This window comes from Aidingimonas lacisalsi (assembly GCF_008079445.1).
Classification (GTDB): Bacteria; Pseudomonadota; Gammaproteobacteria; order Pseudomonadales; family Halomonadaceae; genus Aidingimonas; species Aidingimonas lacisalsi.
This window is the reverse complement of record NZ_VRYH01000007.1, coordinates 33632-48767: the sequence shown is the minus strand read 5'-3', so window position 1 is coordinate 48767 and position 15136 is coordinate 33632. Positions and strand designations below refer to the sequence as shown.

At 58.6% G+C, this 15136-nt stretch carries 15 protein-coding genes and 3 tRNA genes; 13 read left to right on the top strand and 5 right to left on the bottom strand.

The window, feature by feature from the left end; all coding sequences use genetic code 11:
- Positions 1-27: 27 nt before the first annotated feature.
- The 5 genes from pgsA to nadB all read left to right on the top strand — a co-directional run bounded on the left by pgsA (position 28) and on the right by nadB (position 2629).
- Positions 28-576, top strand: a complete 549-nt coding sequence (pgsA, locus tag FVV99_RS14830) for a CDP-diacylglycerol--glycerol-3-phosphate 3-phosphatidyltransferase (protein WP_148254873.1) — start codon at positions 28-30, stop codon at positions 574-576.
- Between the two features lie 87 nt (positions 577-663).
- Positions 664-738: transfer RNA gene (locus FVV99_RS14825), tRNA-Gly, on the top strand.
- A gap of 33 nt (positions 739-771) precedes the next feature.
- Positions 772-845, top strand: a tRNA-Cys gene (locus FVV99_RS14820).
- A 67-nt stretch (positions 846-912) separates the two neighbouring features.
- Positions 913-1002, top strand: a tRNA-Leu gene (locus FVV99_RS14815).
- 52 nt (positions 1003-1054) lie between these two features.
- Complete coding sequence (gene nadB, locus FVV99_RS14810) at positions 1055-2629, top strand: L-aspartate oxidase (protein WP_407921351.1); 1575 nt, start codon at positions 1055-1057, stop codon at positions 2627-2629.
- Positions 2630-2686: 57 nt separating this feature from the next.
- On the opposite strand, the gene FVV99_RS14805 is transcribed toward nadB, so the two are convergent.
- Together FVV99_RS14805 and FVV99_RS14800 are read right to left on the bottom strand one after the other, a co-directional pair.
- On the bottom strand, positions 2687-3031 hold the full coding sequence (locus FVV99_RS14805; RefSeq protein ID WP_148254872.1) for a hypothetical protein: 345 nt from the start codon (positions 3029-3031) through the stop codon (positions 2687-2689).
- Positions 3032-3062: 31 nt separating this feature from the next.
- A complete protein-coding gene (locus FVV99_RS14800; protein WP_148254871.1) occupies positions 3063-3356 on the bottom strand; it encodes an FAD assembly factor SdhE in 294 nt (97 codons plus the stop codon).
- Positions 3357-3581: 225 nt separating this feature from the next.
- Here FVV99_RS14800 and FVV99_RS14795 point away from each other — a divergent pair, with 225 nt between their 5' ends.
- The 3 genes from FVV99_RS14795 to lapB all read left to right on the top strand — a co-directional run bounded on the left by FVV99_RS14795 (position 3582) and on the right by lapB (position 5455).
- Positions 3582-3878, top strand: a complete 297-nt coding sequence (locus FVV99_RS14795; protein ID WP_148254987.1) for an integration host factor subunit beta — start codon at positions 3582-3584, stop codon at positions 3876-3878.
- 89 nt (positions 3879-3967) lie between these two features.
- Positions 3968-4273 carry a LapA family protein gene (locus tag FVV99_RS14790; RefSeq protein ID WP_148254870.1) on the top strand — a complete coding sequence of 102 codons (306 nt, stop codon included), beginning with the start codon at positions 3968-3970 and terminating at the stop codon, positions 4271-4273.
- Positions 4274-5455 (top strand): lipopolysaccharide assembly protein LapB, encoded by a 1182-nt coding sequence (lapB, locus tag FVV99_RS14785; RefSeq protein WP_148254869.1) that lies wholly within the window; start codon positions 4274-4276, stop codon positions 5453-5455.
- Position 5456: 1 nt separating this feature from the next.
- Here the strand turns inward: lapB and pyrF are convergent, their stop codons facing one another.
- On the bottom strand, positions 5457-6158 hold the full coding sequence (gene pyrF / locus FVV99_RS14780) for an orotidine-5'-phosphate decarboxylase (protein ID WP_148254868.1): 702 nt from the start codon (positions 6156-6158) through the stop codon (positions 5457-5459).
- A 257-nt stretch (positions 6159-6415) separates the two neighbouring features.
- On the opposite strand from pyrF, the gene FVV99_RS14775 reads away from it, so the two are divergent.
- The gene (locus tag FVV99_RS14775; RefSeq protein ID WP_148254867.1) at positions 6416-6682 is read left to right on the top strand and encodes a ComEA family DNA-binding protein; all 267 of its coding nucleotides are present in this window, start codon (positions 6416-6418) and stop codon (positions 6680-6682) included.
- 50 nt (positions 6683-6732) lie between these two features.
- Here the strand turns inward: FVV99_RS14775 and FVV99_RS14770 are convergent, their stop codons facing one another.
- The gene (locus tag FVV99_RS14770) at positions 6733-7494 is read right to left on the bottom strand and encodes an SDR family oxidoreductase (RefSeq protein WP_148254866.1); all 762 of its coding nucleotides are present in this window, start codon (positions 7492-7494) and stop codon (positions 6733-6735) included.
- Between the two features lie 197 nt (positions 7495-7691).
- On the opposite strand from FVV99_RS14770, the gene FVV99_RS14765 reads away from it, so the two are divergent.
- From FVV99_RS14765 to groL, 3 genes are all read left to right on the top strand, one after another.
- Entirely contained in the window at positions 7692-8183 is a 492-nt protein-coding gene (locus FVV99_RS14765; protein WP_148254865.1) for an FxsA family protein, read from the top strand.
- 207 nt (positions 8184-8390) lie between these two features.
- On the top strand, positions 8391-8684 hold the full coding sequence (locus tag FVV99_RS14760; RefSeq protein WP_043526490.1) for a co-chaperone GroES: 294 nt from the start codon (positions 8391-8393) through the stop codon (positions 8682-8684).
- Positions 8685-8780: 96 nt separating this feature from the next.
- Complete coding sequence (gene groL, locus FVV99_RS14755) at positions 8781-10427, top strand: chaperonin GroEL (RefSeq protein ID WP_148254864.1); 1647 nt, start codon at positions 8781-8783, stop codon at positions 10425-10427.
- Positions 10428-10527: 100 nt separating this feature from the next.
- Here the strand turns inward: groL and serS are convergent, their stop codons facing one another.
- Positions 10528-11805 (bottom strand): serine--tRNA ligase, encoded by a 1278-nt coding sequence (gene serS, locus FVV99_RS14750; protein WP_148254863.1) that lies wholly within the window; start codon positions 11803-11805, stop codon positions 10528-10530.
- Between the two features lie 156 nt (positions 11806-11961).
- On the opposite strand from serS, the gene ydiJ reads away from it, so the two are divergent.
- Entirely contained in the window at positions 11962-15096 is a 3135-nt protein-coding gene (ydiJ, locus tag FVV99_RS14745) for a D-2-hydroxyglutarate dehydrogenase YdiJ (protein WP_148254862.1), read from the top strand.
- The last annotated feature ends 40 nt before the right edge of the window (positions 15097-15136 follow it).

Below are 15136 nucleotides of genomic sequence, written 5' to 3'. Positions count from 1 at the left end.
TTATCAGCAAGGATTCGCGAGCGCTCCATGAATATTCCCAACCTTCTCACCCTGGCACGTATCGCGTTCATCCCTTTGCTGGTCGTCATATTCTATTTGCCTTATAGCTGGAGTCTGCCGGTTTCGGCGCTGCTCTTCGGTTGCGCCTCGGTGACGGACTGGTTGGATGGCTACCTGGCACGACGCTGGGATCAGAGCACACCGTTTGGCGCCTTCCTCGATCCAGTGGCCGATAAGTTGATGGTGGCCGTAGCGCTAGCTCTGCTCATCGAACGTTACGACGCCGTCTGGCTAACCTTGCCGGCGCTGGTCATCATCGGCCGTGAAATCGTTATCTCGGCGCTACGCGAATGGATGGCGGAAATGGGAAAACGCGCCAGTGTCGGCGTTTCCTGGACCGGGAAATTCAAGACGACCATGCAGATGGTGGCTCTGCTGATCCTATTGGGGTTCGCGCCCGGCACACTCCCCGCCATCGCTGGCGTCGTGGTTCTTTATGCCGCAGCATTGTTGACGCTATGGTCGATGATTCAGTATCTGCGTGCTGCCTGGCCGCACCTCAGCCGCTCCATGTAACCGGGGCCCGAACCTGTGTTTATTAACTCCTTGACCATCAAGACATTGACAGCAAAGCCCGTACACGTATAATGCGCGGTCGAGTCAGCGGGAATAGCTCAGTGGTAGAGCATCGCCTTGCCAAGGCGAGGGTCGCGAGTTCGAATCTCGTTTCCCGCTCCATTCAATGCCATTTTGAATGCATTGGCTCAACGAGGCTGGATGGCAGAGTGGTTATGCAGCGGACTGCAACTCCGTGTACGCCGGTTCGATTCCGACTCCAGCCTCCATCTTGGATTCCTTCCCAAGCGATTTCCCCCGATTGGCGATACCGCCGACATGGCGAAATTGGCGACGGCCCGGATGGCGAAATTGGTAGACGCAAGGGACTTAAAATCCCTCGGAGGTTGACCCTCCGTGCCGGTTCAAGTCCGGCTCCGGGCACCATGATCCATATCGTACGATCCCACTCGTTGACACGTTGCCGAGGCCTTGCCCGATGATGCGGACGCCCGCTTCGCTATTGATTGTCGGCGGCGGCGTTGCTGGCCTGGCACTGGCGCTAGAGCTTGCCGATACTCGCCCCGTCACGCTGTTGCGACCAGCCAGCGACGATCACGGCGCCAGTCGCTGGGCACAGGGCGGGATCGCCGCTGTGCTATCGCCGGATGATGATATCGAAGCACACATTCAGGATACACTCGACGCGGGTGACGGACTCTGTGATGTCGGGGCAGTGCGCTTTACCGTCGAGCACGGTCGGCAAGCCATCGATTGGCTGATTCAGCTAGGCATGCCCTTCACTCCCGATCCCGACCCTCGGTCGCACTACCCCTATCACCTGACCCGCGAGGGCGGTCATGGCGCCAGACGCGTCATCCATGCAGCCGATGCTACCGGACGTGCCCTGATCGAAACGCTGCTGCATCACGTCAAGCGACATCCCGGCATCACTCTTCATGACGATTTCATGGTCATCGACCTGCTTGGCGATGGCACTGGCTGCCTGGGTGCCCGCTGCCTGGATCGCGCTGGACGGCTCCATGAACTGCGTGCCGGCGATACAGTGCTCGCCACCGGCGGCGCCAGTGGCCTTTACCGGCATACGACGAGCCCGCATCCTGCCTGCGGTGAGGGCATGATGATGGCAGCCGAGCTAGGCTGTGAATTACGCAATCTGGAGTTCCAACAATTTCATCCGACGTGTCTCTACGATCCCGATGGCCCTCCTTTTCTCATCAGTGAAGCGCTTCGCGGTGAAGGTGGCTATCTGCGTACGCTCGATGGGCACCGGTTCATGCCGAGCATCGATCCGCGTGCCGAGTTAGCGCCACGGGATATCGTTGCCCGAGCCATCGATACGGAAATGCATCGTAGCCACAGCGACCATGTCTGGCTGGATATGACGCATCTCCCCGCGGACCAGGTAATGAGGCAATTTCCCACGATATATGGTCACTGTATCGGCCGGGGCCTGGATATCACCGACAGCCCCATCCCGGTCGTCCCGGCCGCACACTACAGTTGCGGCGGCATTGCTTCCGACCTGACAGGCGCCACCGACGTTCCCCACCTTTATGCGATTGGAGAGGTCGCGTATACCGGACTACACGGAGCCAACCGGATGGCCAGCAATTCCCTGCTCGAGTGCCTGGTATTTGCTCACGCCGCTGCCGACCGCTTGAAACGAGCGGCATCGAGACCGCGACCCGGTACTGACGTCTCTCCCATTGTCATACCGCCTGCACACACCACTCGGCTCGCGCCTGACAGAATCGCGGCAATGATGGAACGTCTGCGTACGATCATGAGCCAATATGTCGGCATCGTTCGCCACGACGAGGGACTGCATCGAGCCTCGGCCCAACTTGCCGCGCTCAGCCAGGAAAGTCATGAATTACGTGCCCGTCACGCCCCGGATATCGCACTGAGTCGGCTGGATCAAGCCGCACGCTTGGCCACTCTGGTCGTGGCTGCGGCACGCGAGCGTCGCGAGTCACGGGGACTGCATTTCAACCTTGACTGCTCGGCACACGCAACGGAGCCCCCCCACCCTTCTCGACAGAGAGTGTGACTCACTGCACCCGACTGTACGGAAAGGCGGAACAGCCTCTGTGCGAACGAGGATCGGCTAGACGGGAGACCGTTGGGACGATGCCATGACCCAGTGGCGACGCAATGTTCGCAACTCCGCTGCCGTGGCACTATCCGGCCACAACCATCGCAGGCGCCCGTCGATTTTGATGCCCATCATCCAGGGCCCCAGGTAGTGGCACTCGACATGCGCAGGGTGCCAGAGAGAGTCGTTATCGAGACGCTGGTGCCATCCACCGCCGGCCACACCCTCCGGTCGCCACTGCAGCTGCCAGCCAGTTTGTCGATGTTTGACCCAGCCAATGAGCGGCACCATGAACAATGACGCCAGTACCGCATACCAGAAGGGGCCGACAGCGAACGAGATGATTACCGGCAACATGGCCATCCCCAGTTGAACCCACCATGCCAACCTAGAGGGTACGATACTGATCGTTATCGGTCGTTTCGGCATACTCGACAATCATCTTGACGACACGACGTCGCGCGTCGTCCTCAGGCCATTGGCGTCGCATCAACCAGGCGAACAGGTTCTGGTCTTCTTCCTTGATCAGGTCGCGGAACACCTGCTGATCGGACGCGGACAACCCGTCATACCGGTGTTCCAGAAACGGGATCAAGAGCAGATCCAGCTCCCACATACCACGACGAGCGTGCCAATAGAGCCTTTTCCGTTCGATATCCTCGCCTGTCGTCGACTCACTCACAGAGACCTCGCTATACCTGGCTGAATAGACCTTCTAGTATACCGATGGGAACCCCGGCCGCACCAGCGCCGTTCTTGATACCGCCAAGATTATCATCCATCGTTCTAGTCCGTTGTTTTATCTCGATTTGCACAGTATGCTGAGAGCGAAACGATTTGCTGTGATAAAAACAATGACGTCGGGATGTTCACGATCCCGGCCGGCATGACTGCATGGAGAAAGCCGATGACCAAGTCCGAGTTGATTGAGCAGATCGCAATGCGGCAGCCCGAACTGTCGATCAAGGAAGTCGAAGCCGCCGTCAAAATCGTCCTGGAGGACATCACCGATGCTCTGGCCGACGGAGGCCGGGTGGAAATTCGAGGCTTCGGAAGTTTTTCACTGCATTACCGGGAACCCAGAACCGGACGCAACCCGAAAACCGGCGAACCGGTCGAATTGAACGGCAAGTTCGTACCCCACTTCAAGCCGGGCAAAGAGCTGCGTGAACAGGTGAATGCCAGTCGGGCACTGGGATACTGAGTGGCAAGCGTCGACATCGCGGCCCCATATGGGTACCCAACCGTCGGCCGACGTCACTCGTTTCGAGGAGATCGATAAAGGAAACCATCATGCGTTGGCTCAAAGGTGTGATTCTCGCGGTCATTCTAGTGGCGGTATTACTGATCGGTATTCTCTTCGCCGTCAACAACCGCGAAGCCGTACCGCTCAATCTCATCTGGGTCGAGTTGCCCGCCGCTTCATTGTCCGTCTGGCTGTTGGCATCACTGGCTTGCGGTGTGCTGCTGGGCATGGTGGCGATGAGCGGGGTCTATCTTCGCCTGCGTACGTTGCTGACTCGCGCACAGCGCCATAATCAGCAGCAACGCAAGGAGATCGACAGGCTGCGTATTCAGGAGCTCAAGGAACTGCCCTAGATGCCCGACCTTCTGCTGCTGGCCCTGTTGTTGGCAGCGGTCGCCATCGGTTGGTGGCTCGGCCGCCGGGACAGAAAGCGTCGCGCGTCTTCGGCACAGCAGTCATCGCTGTCGCGCGACTATTTCGTGGGCCTCAACTATCTGCTCAACGAGCAACCCGACCGGGCGATAGAAACCTTCGTGGCGGCTCTCGAGGTCAACAGCGACACGATCGAGACCCATATCGCTCTGGGCAATCTGTTTCGGTCCCGTGGCGAAGCCGACCGTGCCGTCAAGGTCCACCAGAATCTACTGGCTCGCCCCACTCTGACGAGCATGCAAAGCCAGACAGTCCAGCTCGAGCTGTCACGCGATTTCCTTCATCTTGGTCTGATGGATCGTGCTGAACGCTTACTGCAGAGCCTGGTCCGTGAAACCTCGGATGACGTGCTGCGCCATTCCGGCAAGCGGTTGCTGGTCGACCTGTACGAGCGCGAACGAGAATGGCAAGCCGCCCTGGACGTCGCCCAACCGGCACTGATCCGTCAGGACGACGATATTAGACGCGCGGCCGCCCACTGGTTATGCGAGCTGGCGCAACAGAATATGCGATCGGCGAGCCCTTCGTTGGCACGCAAGCGGCTTCGCCAGGCACTTTCCATCGATGAGCGCTGCGTGAGGGCCAACTGGCTGCTCGCCAAACTCGAACACGACACCGGCCAGTACAAAGCGGAAATTCGCTTCTTGAAGCGCATTCCCGAACAAGACAGCGACTTCACCTCCATCATTCTCGAGCCCTTGCGTGATGCCTATCACTTGCTGGAAGACACCAATGGCCTCGAGAACGCACTACGACAAGTCATCGAGCGAGGATCGTATACCACGGCAGTGATTCTGCTGGCAGAGACATTACAGCGTCGCAAAGGCGACGAGGCTGCCGAAGACTTCATTCGCGATCAGTTGTCATACACCCCTAGCCTACGCGGCATCGATTACTTGCTGGGCCTGTATCGCTCCGACCTCGATGGCCGGGAGCGCGAACGCATCGATTTGCTGAAGCGCCATACCCAGACTCTCATCGAAGCCACTCCCCGGTATCGGTGTTCTCGCTGCGGTTTCTCCGGTGCACAACTTCACTGGCAATGTCCCCGCTGTCGTAGCTGGGGTATGACGCGGCCGGTAACGGGCATCGAAGGTGAGTGATTCAATGCCCCTCAAGTTCTGCCTCGATGGCCGTCAGTGCCGCCATGGGATCCTCAGCCTGTGTGACCGGGCGCCCAACGACCAGATGCGAACTGCCAGCGGCGATGGCATCGCTCGGCGTCTCGATGCGTCGCTGATCTCCCCGAGCCGCAAATGACGGACGAATTCCCGGTGTCACCTTGAGGAAGTCATCGCCGCACACGGAACGTAGCCGCGAGGCTTCTTGCGCCGAACACACGACGCCATGAAGACCGCTGTCCCGAGTCAATCGAGCCAGGCGTTCCACCTGTTCGACGGGTGTTGCATCAACTCCCACTGCTCTCAACTCATCCGCATCCATGCTGGTGAGGACCGTCACCGCGATCAGGTACGTCTCGAGATTGTCTCGCTCCAGTCGCTCGCGTGCCGTCTCCATCATACGACGCCCCCCCGAGGCATGCACATTGACCATCCACACCCCCTGCTCGGCTGCCGCCTGAACCGCGCCCGCAACGGTATTCGGGATGTCGTGAAACTTGAGATCCAGGAAGACGTCAAAACCTCTGCCATGTAGAGCTTCAAGCACGGATGGACCACTGCGAGTGAACAACTCCTTTCCCACCTTGACACGACAGCGAGTCGGATCCAGTTGATCTGCCATGCAGAGCGCCGCATGAAGCGACGGGTAATCGAGAGCAATGATCAGGGGCGATGATAACGACATGGCAACCTCTCCGGCGGTGTATGGCGGCTTTATTGTACCAGCCGTCGTGGCCGGCGTTATCCCATGACTCTCTGCGTAAGCGATAACCTCGCCAAACTGGCGTCAATATCCTACATGCTTATGTAGAAATATCTTATCTAAATGATTGGTATTTCCCTCTCGAGTAAGAGGACGATATCCCGCTCGGATATCGTCACTCACGCTGCCAAGCATGCGCATACGGCGGCAACATAATGCATGAATAGAGGAAGGATCCTATGAAAACCGCACTCACTGCCTTGACTCTCGCCCTGGTACTCGGCATGACATCAACGGTATTCGCACAGGACGCGGCTTCGGTCAACGTCAACACCGCCGATGCGGCGACGCTGGCCGAGCTACCCGGCATCGGTACCGTCAAGGCCGAAGCCATCGTGGAAGACCGGGAAAAGAATGGCGACTTCAGTGGTGCTGACGACATCAGTCGTGTCTCAGGTATCGGCGAGACGACGGTCGAAGCACTACGTGACCAAGTCGAATTCTGACTCTCCCCTCAGTCGTCAGCATGTGCCGAGTCCAGCCTTGGCTCGGCGCATCAAAGCCGCAATCCACCGTCACACTCGAGAACCCGGCCGGTGAAGTAATCATTGTCGAAGATGAAGGCCACGCTCTGCGCAATGTCATCGGGTTGTCCGAGCGCCCCCAAAGGAATGCCGTGTGTCAGCTTTTCCAGTATGTCGGCACGCATTGCCGCCGTCATCTCGGTCTCGATGAAGCCAGGAGCCACAGCACCGACCCGTATGCCATACCGCGCCAGTTCCTTGGCCCAGGTCACCGTCAAGGCAGCCACACCTGCTTTGGATGCTGCATAGTTGCTTTGTCCGATATTTCCCGCTCGGGAGATACTCGATATATTCACGATGACACCCGGCTTTCCCGACTCGATCATCTGACTGGCAGCTTCACGCGTGCATAGGAACGTGCCGGTCAGGTTGACATCGATCACCTGTTGCCAGTGAGACAACGACATTTTCTTCTCGACGCTACCATTCGCCGCTTTAACGAGCAGCCCATCACGAGTGACACCGGCATTGTTGACCAGTCCCGACACCGGCCCCAGTTCGCGACAGATATCACTGAACGCCTGCTCCACTGAAGACTCCTCGGCGACATCGGCCACGAATGATCTCGCCTCGATGCCCTCGTCAAGCAAGGCATTGACAGCTTGATCCAAAGCCTCGCGCTCTCTGTCGAGTAACGCCAGTCGGGCGCCACGGCGCCCCAACACACGCGCCATGGCATAGCCTAACCCACGGGCGCTCCCGGTAATGGCTATCACTTCATTCTCCACTTGCATCTCATTCCCTCCACACCTGTCGTACGGCATTGTTTGTTGTGCACTGCAACACATCAAACATAGCATGCCTGCACTCAATCGCACACACCACTAAAGAGCGCATGGCATATCCATACGAAAGACTCACCGATATGATTCGGCTTGAAATCATGCATTCCACCACCATCTATTCAGCAAGCCACCACTGTGGAGTTTCTATGCCCATACTGCTGTTCTTCACCCTCTTTGCACTGCTCGATTTCGTCATCTTGTTTGCTGTCGGCAGTGAAATCGGTCTATTGACCACGCTCGCCCTGGTACTGGCGACCGGCTTCATTGGCCTGCACCTGGTTCGTCGTGAAGGGGTGGCCACACTGACACGGGCACAACACCGTTTCGCCAACGGCGAACTGCCGTCGGATGAGCTACTCACCGGTGCGGCACTCATCTTTGGCGGCGCACTATTGATGGCCCCGGGGTTCCTGTCCGATACCCTGGGCTTCATGTGCCTGATCCCGACATCGCGGCGTCTGCTGGGCAAATGGCTGACGCGTGCCAACATTCGAGTCAAAGGTTTCGCCTTTCGTACCAACATGAACACGGACGATAACCATCGCGCCGATTTCGGCAGCACTCAGTGGGGTGCGAAACCCAGCGACCGTGACGAACCGCTTGAAGGCGAGTTCATCGATCACGATGAGAGACGTTAATAAGCAATTTTTTTAAGGTCAGGCCTTGAAAGATTGCTGCCAGCCCCCACACATGGGCTAGCAACGTGCTTCGGCCGATCAGCCAAGCTGACCGGCCATTGACAAGGAAGGCGCATGCCTTCTTTCCGGAAGCAGAACTTCTGGAAATCGTATGGCCCCGTTGTGGCTTATGTCATGACAAATCAACTCATTAGGAGAACGAGAGCAATGAATATCCGTCCCTTGCACGATCGCGTCGTCGTCCGTCGCGTCGAGGAAGAGCAAAAAACCGCAGGCGGCATCGTGCTCCCGGGCAATGCCCAGGAAAAGCCGACACGTGGCGAAGTCCTCGCCGTCGGTAACGGCCGGATTCTCGATAACGGCGAAGTTCGCCCACTGGACGTCAAAGTCGGCGACACCGTGATCTTCAAGGAAGGCTTCGGCGTCGAAAAACAGAAGATCGACGGCGAAGAAGTCCTGATCATGAGCGAATCCGACATTCTCGCCGTCGTAGAAGGCTGAGAGTAGCGGAAGTTCAATCGAGGAGAGAGGTCTAGCACCCTCGCCTCCACGTTCTACAGACATTTCGTTAAACAACTGCGCTAGGAAGAAGCGAAAATGACAGCGAAACAAGTCAAGTTCTCCGATGATGCCCGCAAGCGCATGGTTCGCGGCGTCGACCTCCTCGCCAACGCGGTCAAGGCCACTCTCGGCCCGAAAGGCCGCAACGTCGTGCTGGAAAAATCGTTTGGTGCACCGACCGTCACCAAGGATGGCGTGTCCGTAGCCAAGGAAATCGAACTCAAGGACCGGTTCGAGAACATGGGCGCCCAGATGGTCAAGGAAGTCGCTTCTCGCACTTCCGACGACGCGGGTGACGGCACCACGACGGCAACCGTACTGGCGCAGGCGATCATCGCCGAAGGCATGAAAGGTGTCACCGCCGGCATGAACCCCATGGATCTCAAGCGCGGTATCGACAAGGCAGTGACCGCCTCGGTCGAGCAGATCCGTGAGCTCTCCGTGCCTTGCACCGAGCCGAAGTCGATTGCTCAAGTAGGCACCATCTCTGCCAACGGCGATGCCAACATTGGTGAAATCATCGCCGATGCCATGCAGAAAGTTGGCAAGGAAGGCGTCATCACTGTCGATGAAGGCCGCGGCCTGGAAGACGAACTGGAAGTCGTCGAAGGCATGCAGTTCGATCGTGGCTACCTGTCACCCTACTTCGTGACCAACCAGGACACCATGCAGGTCGAACTGGAAGACCCGTACATCCTGCTGGTCGACAAGAAGATCTCCAACATCCGCGAACTGCTGCCGACCCTGGAAGCCGTTGCCAAGGCAGGCAAGCCGCTCGCGATCATCGCGGAAGACATTGAAGGTGAAGCGCTGGCGACACTGGTGGTCAACACCATGCGTGGCATCGTCAAGGTCGCGGCCGCCAAGGCACCCGGCTTCGGCGACCGTCGCAAGGCCATGCTCCAGGACATCGCGATCCTGACCAATGCCACCGTGATCTCCGAGGAAGTCGGTCTGACCCTCGAGCAGGCGACCCTAGATCACCTCGGTAATGCCAAGCGCATCACCATGTCCAAGGAAAATACGACTGTCATCGATGGTGCCGGTGCCGAGGCCGACATCGAAGCACGTGTTGCACAGATCCGCACCCAGATCGAGGAAACCTCCTCGGATTATGACCGCGAGAAGCTTCAGGAGCGTGTTGCCAAGCTGGCTGGCGGTGTTGCCGTCATCCGTGTCGGTGCCGCGACTGAAGTCGAAATGAAGGAGAAGAAGGCGCGCGTCGAAGACGCCTTGCACTCCACTCGCGCTGCGGTCGAGGAAGGCGTCGTGCCCGGTGGCGGTACTGCTCTGGTCCGTGTGGTGAGCAAGGTCACCGGTCTCAAGGGCGACAACGAAGACCAGACGCACGGCATCGCTATCGCTCTGCGTGCCATGGAAGCACCGCTGCGTCTGATCGTCGACAACGCCGGTGAAGAGTCCTCTGTGGTCATCAACCGCGTCAAGGACGGCGAAGGTAACTTCGGTTACAACGCTCAGACCGGCGAGTACGGCGATCTCTTCGAGATGGGTGTCATCGACCCGGCCAAGGTCACGCGCAGTGCCCTGCAGGCCGCAGGTTCCGTGGCTGGCCTCATGATCACCACCGAGTGCATGATCGCCGAAGATCCGGACGAGAAGGAAGCTGCCGGTGGCGGCGCTCCGGACATGGGCGGAATGGGAGGCATGGGCGGCATGATGTAAGCCCCCTGGCCTTTCAGGAATCGCCTGAAAAACGAAGCCCCGTCGGCGTCAGCCGGCGGGGCTTTCTTTTGATGAGTGCAATTGCGTGCGCTAGCCACACTCATTCATTGATTGTTTCGATCCCCCCCATATAGGGACGTAACGCCTCGGGAATGACGACCGAACCGTCGGCCTGCTGATTGTTTTCCAACACTGCCAGCAGACAACGCCCCACCGCCAGGCCGGAGCCATTGAGAGTATGCAGAAGCTGCGGTTTCTTGGCATCCGGACGTCGAAAACGGGCTTGCATACGGCGTGCCTGGAAATCCTCGCAATTGGAAATGGAGGAGATCTCGCGATAGGTTTCCTGGCTCGGTAGCCATACCTCAAGATCATAGGTCTTGGTCGCTCCGAAGCCCATGTCGCCAGTACACAGGGTCACGACCCGGTACGGTAGCTCGAGTGCCTGCAGAATGGCCTCGGCATGCCCTCGCATTTCTTCCAGTGCATCGTAGCTCGTCTCCGGATCGACGAGTTGCACCATTTCGACCTTGTCGAACTGGTGCTGACGAATCATCCCGCGCGTGTCGCGTCCATGCGACCCCGCCTCGCTACGGAAACAGGGCGTGTGGGCCGTCAGTTTCATGGGCAGAGACCGGTACTCGACGATCGTGTCTCGGGCAAAGTTGGTCAGCGGGACTTCCGCCGTGGGAATCAGATAGTAATCCGGCTGATCTTCCAGTTGGAACAGGTCTTCACCGAACTTGGGTAACTGACCGGTCCCCGTCAACGACTCGGTATTGACCATATAGGGGACATAACACTCTTCGTAGCCATGCTCGAGCGTCTGCTTGTCCAGCATGAACTGTGCCAGGGCGCGATGCAGGCGAGCGATGGGCCCACGCATCACGGCAAATCGAGACCCGGTCAACTTGGCCGCCATGTCGAAATCGAGATACCCCCGTTTGGCGCCGAGATCGACATGGTCCTTGGCCTCGAAAGACAACGCGCCCGGTGCTCCCCATCGATGCAGTTCGACGTTATCCGACTCGTCATCACCCACTGGTACACTCTCGTGCGGCAGGTTGGGCAATCCGGCGGCCCAGTCTTCCCACTCGGCCTGAATCTCCGCCAATTGCTGCTTGGCGGTGTCCAGCCGTTCACCCAGATCGCTGACCTCGTCCAGCAACGGCTGAATGTCTTCGCCTGCCGCCTTGGCCTTGCCGATCGCCTTGGAACGCGTATTGCGCTCGTTCTGAAGTTGTTCGGTACGCGTCTGAAGCTCTCGGCGACGCGATTCGAGCGTTTCGATGCGCTCGAGATCCAGCGTCACGCCTCGTTTGGCCAGTTGTTCGGCGACCCACTCCAGGTCGCCACGCAGCAGTTTCGGATCGAGCATGGATTTCCGTCCGTTACAGTCAGCAGATGATGAGTCGTGAAATTGGCCCACTATTGTAAGGAACCCGAGAGTCTTTCACCATGTCCCATCGCCGGGCCGTGCCAAGTGAACCAGGGTCGGGTAAAGTAGATTCCATTTACAACACATGAAAACTCCATGATCGCACGACTGGAACCCAGTGAACGCCTTGACACCGATTACCTGACATTTCTCGACGCCCTGAAGACTGATGGCTTCACCGGCGATATTGCGCCGGATTACGGCAACCGAACGGTGCTGGCGACAGATAATTCCATCTACCAGCGCCTGCCACAGGCCGTACTGTACCCACGCGATATGGCCGATCTCGAGCGTATCGCGCAGCTGGCCGGTCAAACGGCATACCGCCACATCGTCATGGCTCCGCGTGGCGGTGGTACCGGTACCAATGGCCAATCGCTGACTGACGGCCTGGTCGTCGATGTCTCCAGGTACATGAACCGGATCCTCGATATCGATGCCGAGAATCACCGTGTTCGCGTTCAAGCCGGTGTGGTCAAGGATCAACTCAACGCAGAACTCAAGCCATACGGCCTCTTTTTCGCCCCGGAACTGTCGACGTCAAACCGAGCCACCATCGGCGGCATGATCTCCACCGATGCCAGCGGCCAGGGCAGTTGCGAATACGGCAAGACCCGCGACCATGTACTGGAACTCGACTGCGTGTTACTGGGGGGGTACCGACTGACGAGTTGTCCCGTCGATGATGCGCAACTCGAGACATTGTGTCATCGCGATGAGCCCATCGGGGCCGTTTATCGCACGGCACAGGATATCGCTGACCACCAGGCCGATCTGATCCAGGCGACCTTCCCCGATCTCAATCGCTGCCTAACCGGTTACGACTTGGCGCACTTACGCACGCCAGACGGACAGCTCGATCTCAACAGCCTGTTGTGCGGTTCGGAAGGCTCTCTCGGCTTGCTCGGCGAGGCCACACTGAATGTCTTACCGATACCCAAGCATTCGACGCTGGTCAATGTTCGTTATGCCAGCTTCATGGATGCCCTGCGAGATGCCAAGGCGTTGATGGCCAGCGACGCCCGTCCTACCTCCATCGAAACGGTCGATGACCAGGTGTTGCTGCTGGCCATGCAGGATTTCGTCTGGGACAGCGTTGCCGAGTTCTTTCCCGACAACGATGGCAACGACACCACCCTCGGGATCAATCTCGTCGAATTCAACGACGACGATCCTGAGCGACTAGCCTCACGAGTCGCAGCATTCACCGCCCATATCGAACACGATACGACGGTCACGCGTCTGGGCTATACACTGGCCGAAGGACGCGACGCCATTGGACGTGTCTACGCCATGCGCAAGCGCGCCGTCGGTCTGCTCGGCAATGCACAGGGGGAAAAGCGCCCTATCCCATTCATCGAGGATACCGCCGTACCGCCTGAATCGTTGGCAGCGTATATCGCCGAGTTCCGGGCGTTGCTCGATGCCCATGAGCTGTCCTATGGCATGTTCGGCCATGTCGACGCTGGCGTGCTGCACGTACGCCCCGCCATCGACATGAAGGATCCCGAGCAGGAAGCCTTGATTCGCGAACTTTCCGATGAGGTCGCGGCACTGACGCGTCGCTACCATGGTTTGTTGTGGGGCGAACACGGCAAGGGAGTGCGCTCGGAATACGCACCCGCCTTTTTCGGCGAGCTCTATCCCAGCCTGCAACGCGTCAAGGCAGCATTCGACCCATACAATCAGCTCAACCCCGGCAAGATCGCCACCCCACAGGCATCCCCCTCTGCCAATCGCGACGAAACGACCGCGGAAGCCACGATCAAGTGGGTCGACCCGGAACTGTTGACCATCGATGGCGTACCGACTCGCGGGCAGTCCGACCGACAAATCGATGAACGCGTCTGGCAGGCGCATGACAGCGCAGTCTATTGCAACGGCAATGGTGCCTGCTACAACTATGATCCCGATGACGCCATGTGTCCGTCCTGGAAGGCCACCCGGGACCGTGTCCAGTCGCCTAAAGGTCGCGCCAGCCTGATGCGCGAGTGGCTGAGGCTACAAGGGCATGAACACATCGATGTGGTCGAGGAGTCACGCAAGAAAAAAACCGAGGGTGCCTGGGGATTCATCAGGGACTTCCCTCTCCGACTGGTCAACACGCTAGGCAAGCGTCGAGGCAAGGAAGATTTCTCCCATGAAGTCTATGACGCCATGGCCGGTTGTCTGGCGTGCAAATCCTGCGCCGGTCAATGCCCCGTCAAAGTCAATGTGCCGGAATTTCGCTCGCAGTTTCTCGAAGTCTACCATGGACGGTACTTGCGGCCGCTCCGTGACTATCTGATCGGTGGACTCGAGTTCATCGTGCCGTACCTGGCACCAATGGCCCCGATCTACAATGGCCTGCTTGACACTCGCTGGGTGGATCGGTTTCTTGCCGGCCCCATCGGCATGGTCGACAGTCCCAAGCTCTCACGCGCTCGTCTCCGCAAGCAGCTCGATGCCTGGGGCGTGGCCGAAGCGACACCCACCTCGCTGGGGCTACTGACCGATGCCCAGAAGGCACGCAGTGTCGTGCTCGTTCAGGATGCGTTCACCAGCTACTTCGAGTCGCAGGTGGTAATGGATATCGTCGAATTGCTGTCACGACTGGATATCCGTGTGTTCATAGCGCCTTTTCGTCCTAATGGCAAACCGCTTAACGTGCAAGGCTTCCTGGGCGCCTTCGAGCGTGCCGCGGAAAAACAGACTCAACGACTACGCACGTTGGCAGAGTTCGATGTTCCGCTGGTCGGGATCGACCCCGCCATGACGCTCACCTATCGTCAGGAGTACGCCAAGGCACTCGGCAGCGAGGCAGTACCCGAGGTATTGATGCTTCAGGAATGGCTGGTTGCCCAGGCACACCACCTCGCTCCCGACGCGCCGACACTGCATGATCCGGGGTTCAAGCTACTGTCTCACTGCACCGAGAAGACCACTGCTCCAGGCAGCCCCAAGGCCTGGCAACAGCTCTTCGCTGCCTTTGGCCTCGATCTGGAACTGGTGTCCAGCGGCTGCTGCGGCATGTCAGGCACTTATGGTCACGAAGCCAGAAACCTGCAGACCTCAAAGACCATTTACGGTCAATCATGGCAATCCATCGTCGAGGATGACGCGCTTGAAGGACGCCTGTTGGCCACCGGTTATTCGTGCCGCAGCCAGGCTAGGCGTCTTTCGGAGCGGGCACTCCCTCACCCGTTGCAAGCGCTGCTGACCTGCATGAAGCAACGCGGGAATGCACCATAGATCCATCAGCCTGCAAGCAACGACAAGCCGACTACACTGT

What these genes read in the sequence shown, in the direction of transcription:
- lapB (WP_148254869.1), top strand. Translation starts at nt 4,274, where the DNA reads ATGCCCGACCTTCTGCTGCTGGCCCTGTTGTTGGCAGCGGTCGCCATC.
- groL (WP_148254864.1), top strand. Translation starts at nt 8,781, where the DNA reads ATGACAGCGAAACAAGTCAAGTTCTCCGATGATGCCCGCAAGCGCATG.
- FVV99_RS14790 (WP_148254870.1), top strand. Translation starts at nt 3,968, where the DNA reads ATGCGTTGGCTCAAAGGTGTGATTCTCGCGGTCATTCTAGTGGCGGTA.
- FVV99_RS14805 (WP_148254872.1), bottom strand. Translation starts at nt 3,031, where the DNA reads ATGTTGCCGGTAATCATCTCGTTCGCTGTCGGCCCCTTCTGGTATGCG.
- pyrF (WP_148254868.1), bottom strand. Translation starts at nt 6,158, where the DNA reads ATGTCGTTATCATCGCCCCTGATCATTGCTCTCGATTACCCGTCGCTT.
- FVV99_RS14795 (WP_148254987.1), top strand. Translation starts at nt 3,582, where the DNA reads ATGACCAAGTCCGAGTTGATTGAGCAGATCGCAATGCGGCAGCCCGAA.
- pgsA (WP_148254873.1), top strand. Translation starts at nt 28, where the DNA reads ATGAATATTCCCAACCTTCTCACCCTGGCACGTATCGCGTTCATCCCT.
- ydiJ (WP_148254862.1), top strand. Translation starts at nt 11,962, where the DNA reads ATGATCGCACGACTGGAACCCAGTGAACGCCTTGACACCGATTACCTG.
- FVV99_RS14770 (WP_148254866.1), bottom strand. Translation starts at nt 7,494, where the DNA reads ATGCAAGTGGAGAATGAAGTGATAGCCATTACCGGGAGCGCCCGTGGG.
- serS (WP_148254863.1), bottom strand. Translation starts at nt 11,805, where the DNA reads ATGCTCGATCCGAAACTGCTGCGTGGCGACCTGGAGTGGGTCGCCGAA.
- FVV99_RS14765 (WP_148254865.1), top strand. Translation starts at nt 7,692, where the DNA reads ATGCCCATACTGCTGTTCTTCACCCTCTTTGCACTGCTCGATTTCGTC.
- nadB (WP_407921351.1), top strand. Translation starts at nt 1,055, where the DNA reads ATGATGCGGACGCCCGCTTCGCTATTGATTGTCGGCGGCGGCGTTGCT.
- FVV99_RS14760 (WP_043526490.1), top strand. Translation starts at nt 8,391, where the DNA reads ATGAATATCCGTCCCTTGCACGATCGCGTCGTCGTCCGTCGCGTCGAG.
- FVV99_RS14775 (WP_148254867.1), top strand. Translation starts at nt 6,416, where the DNA reads ATGAAAACCGCACTCACTGCCTTGACTCTCGCCCTGGTACTCGGCATG.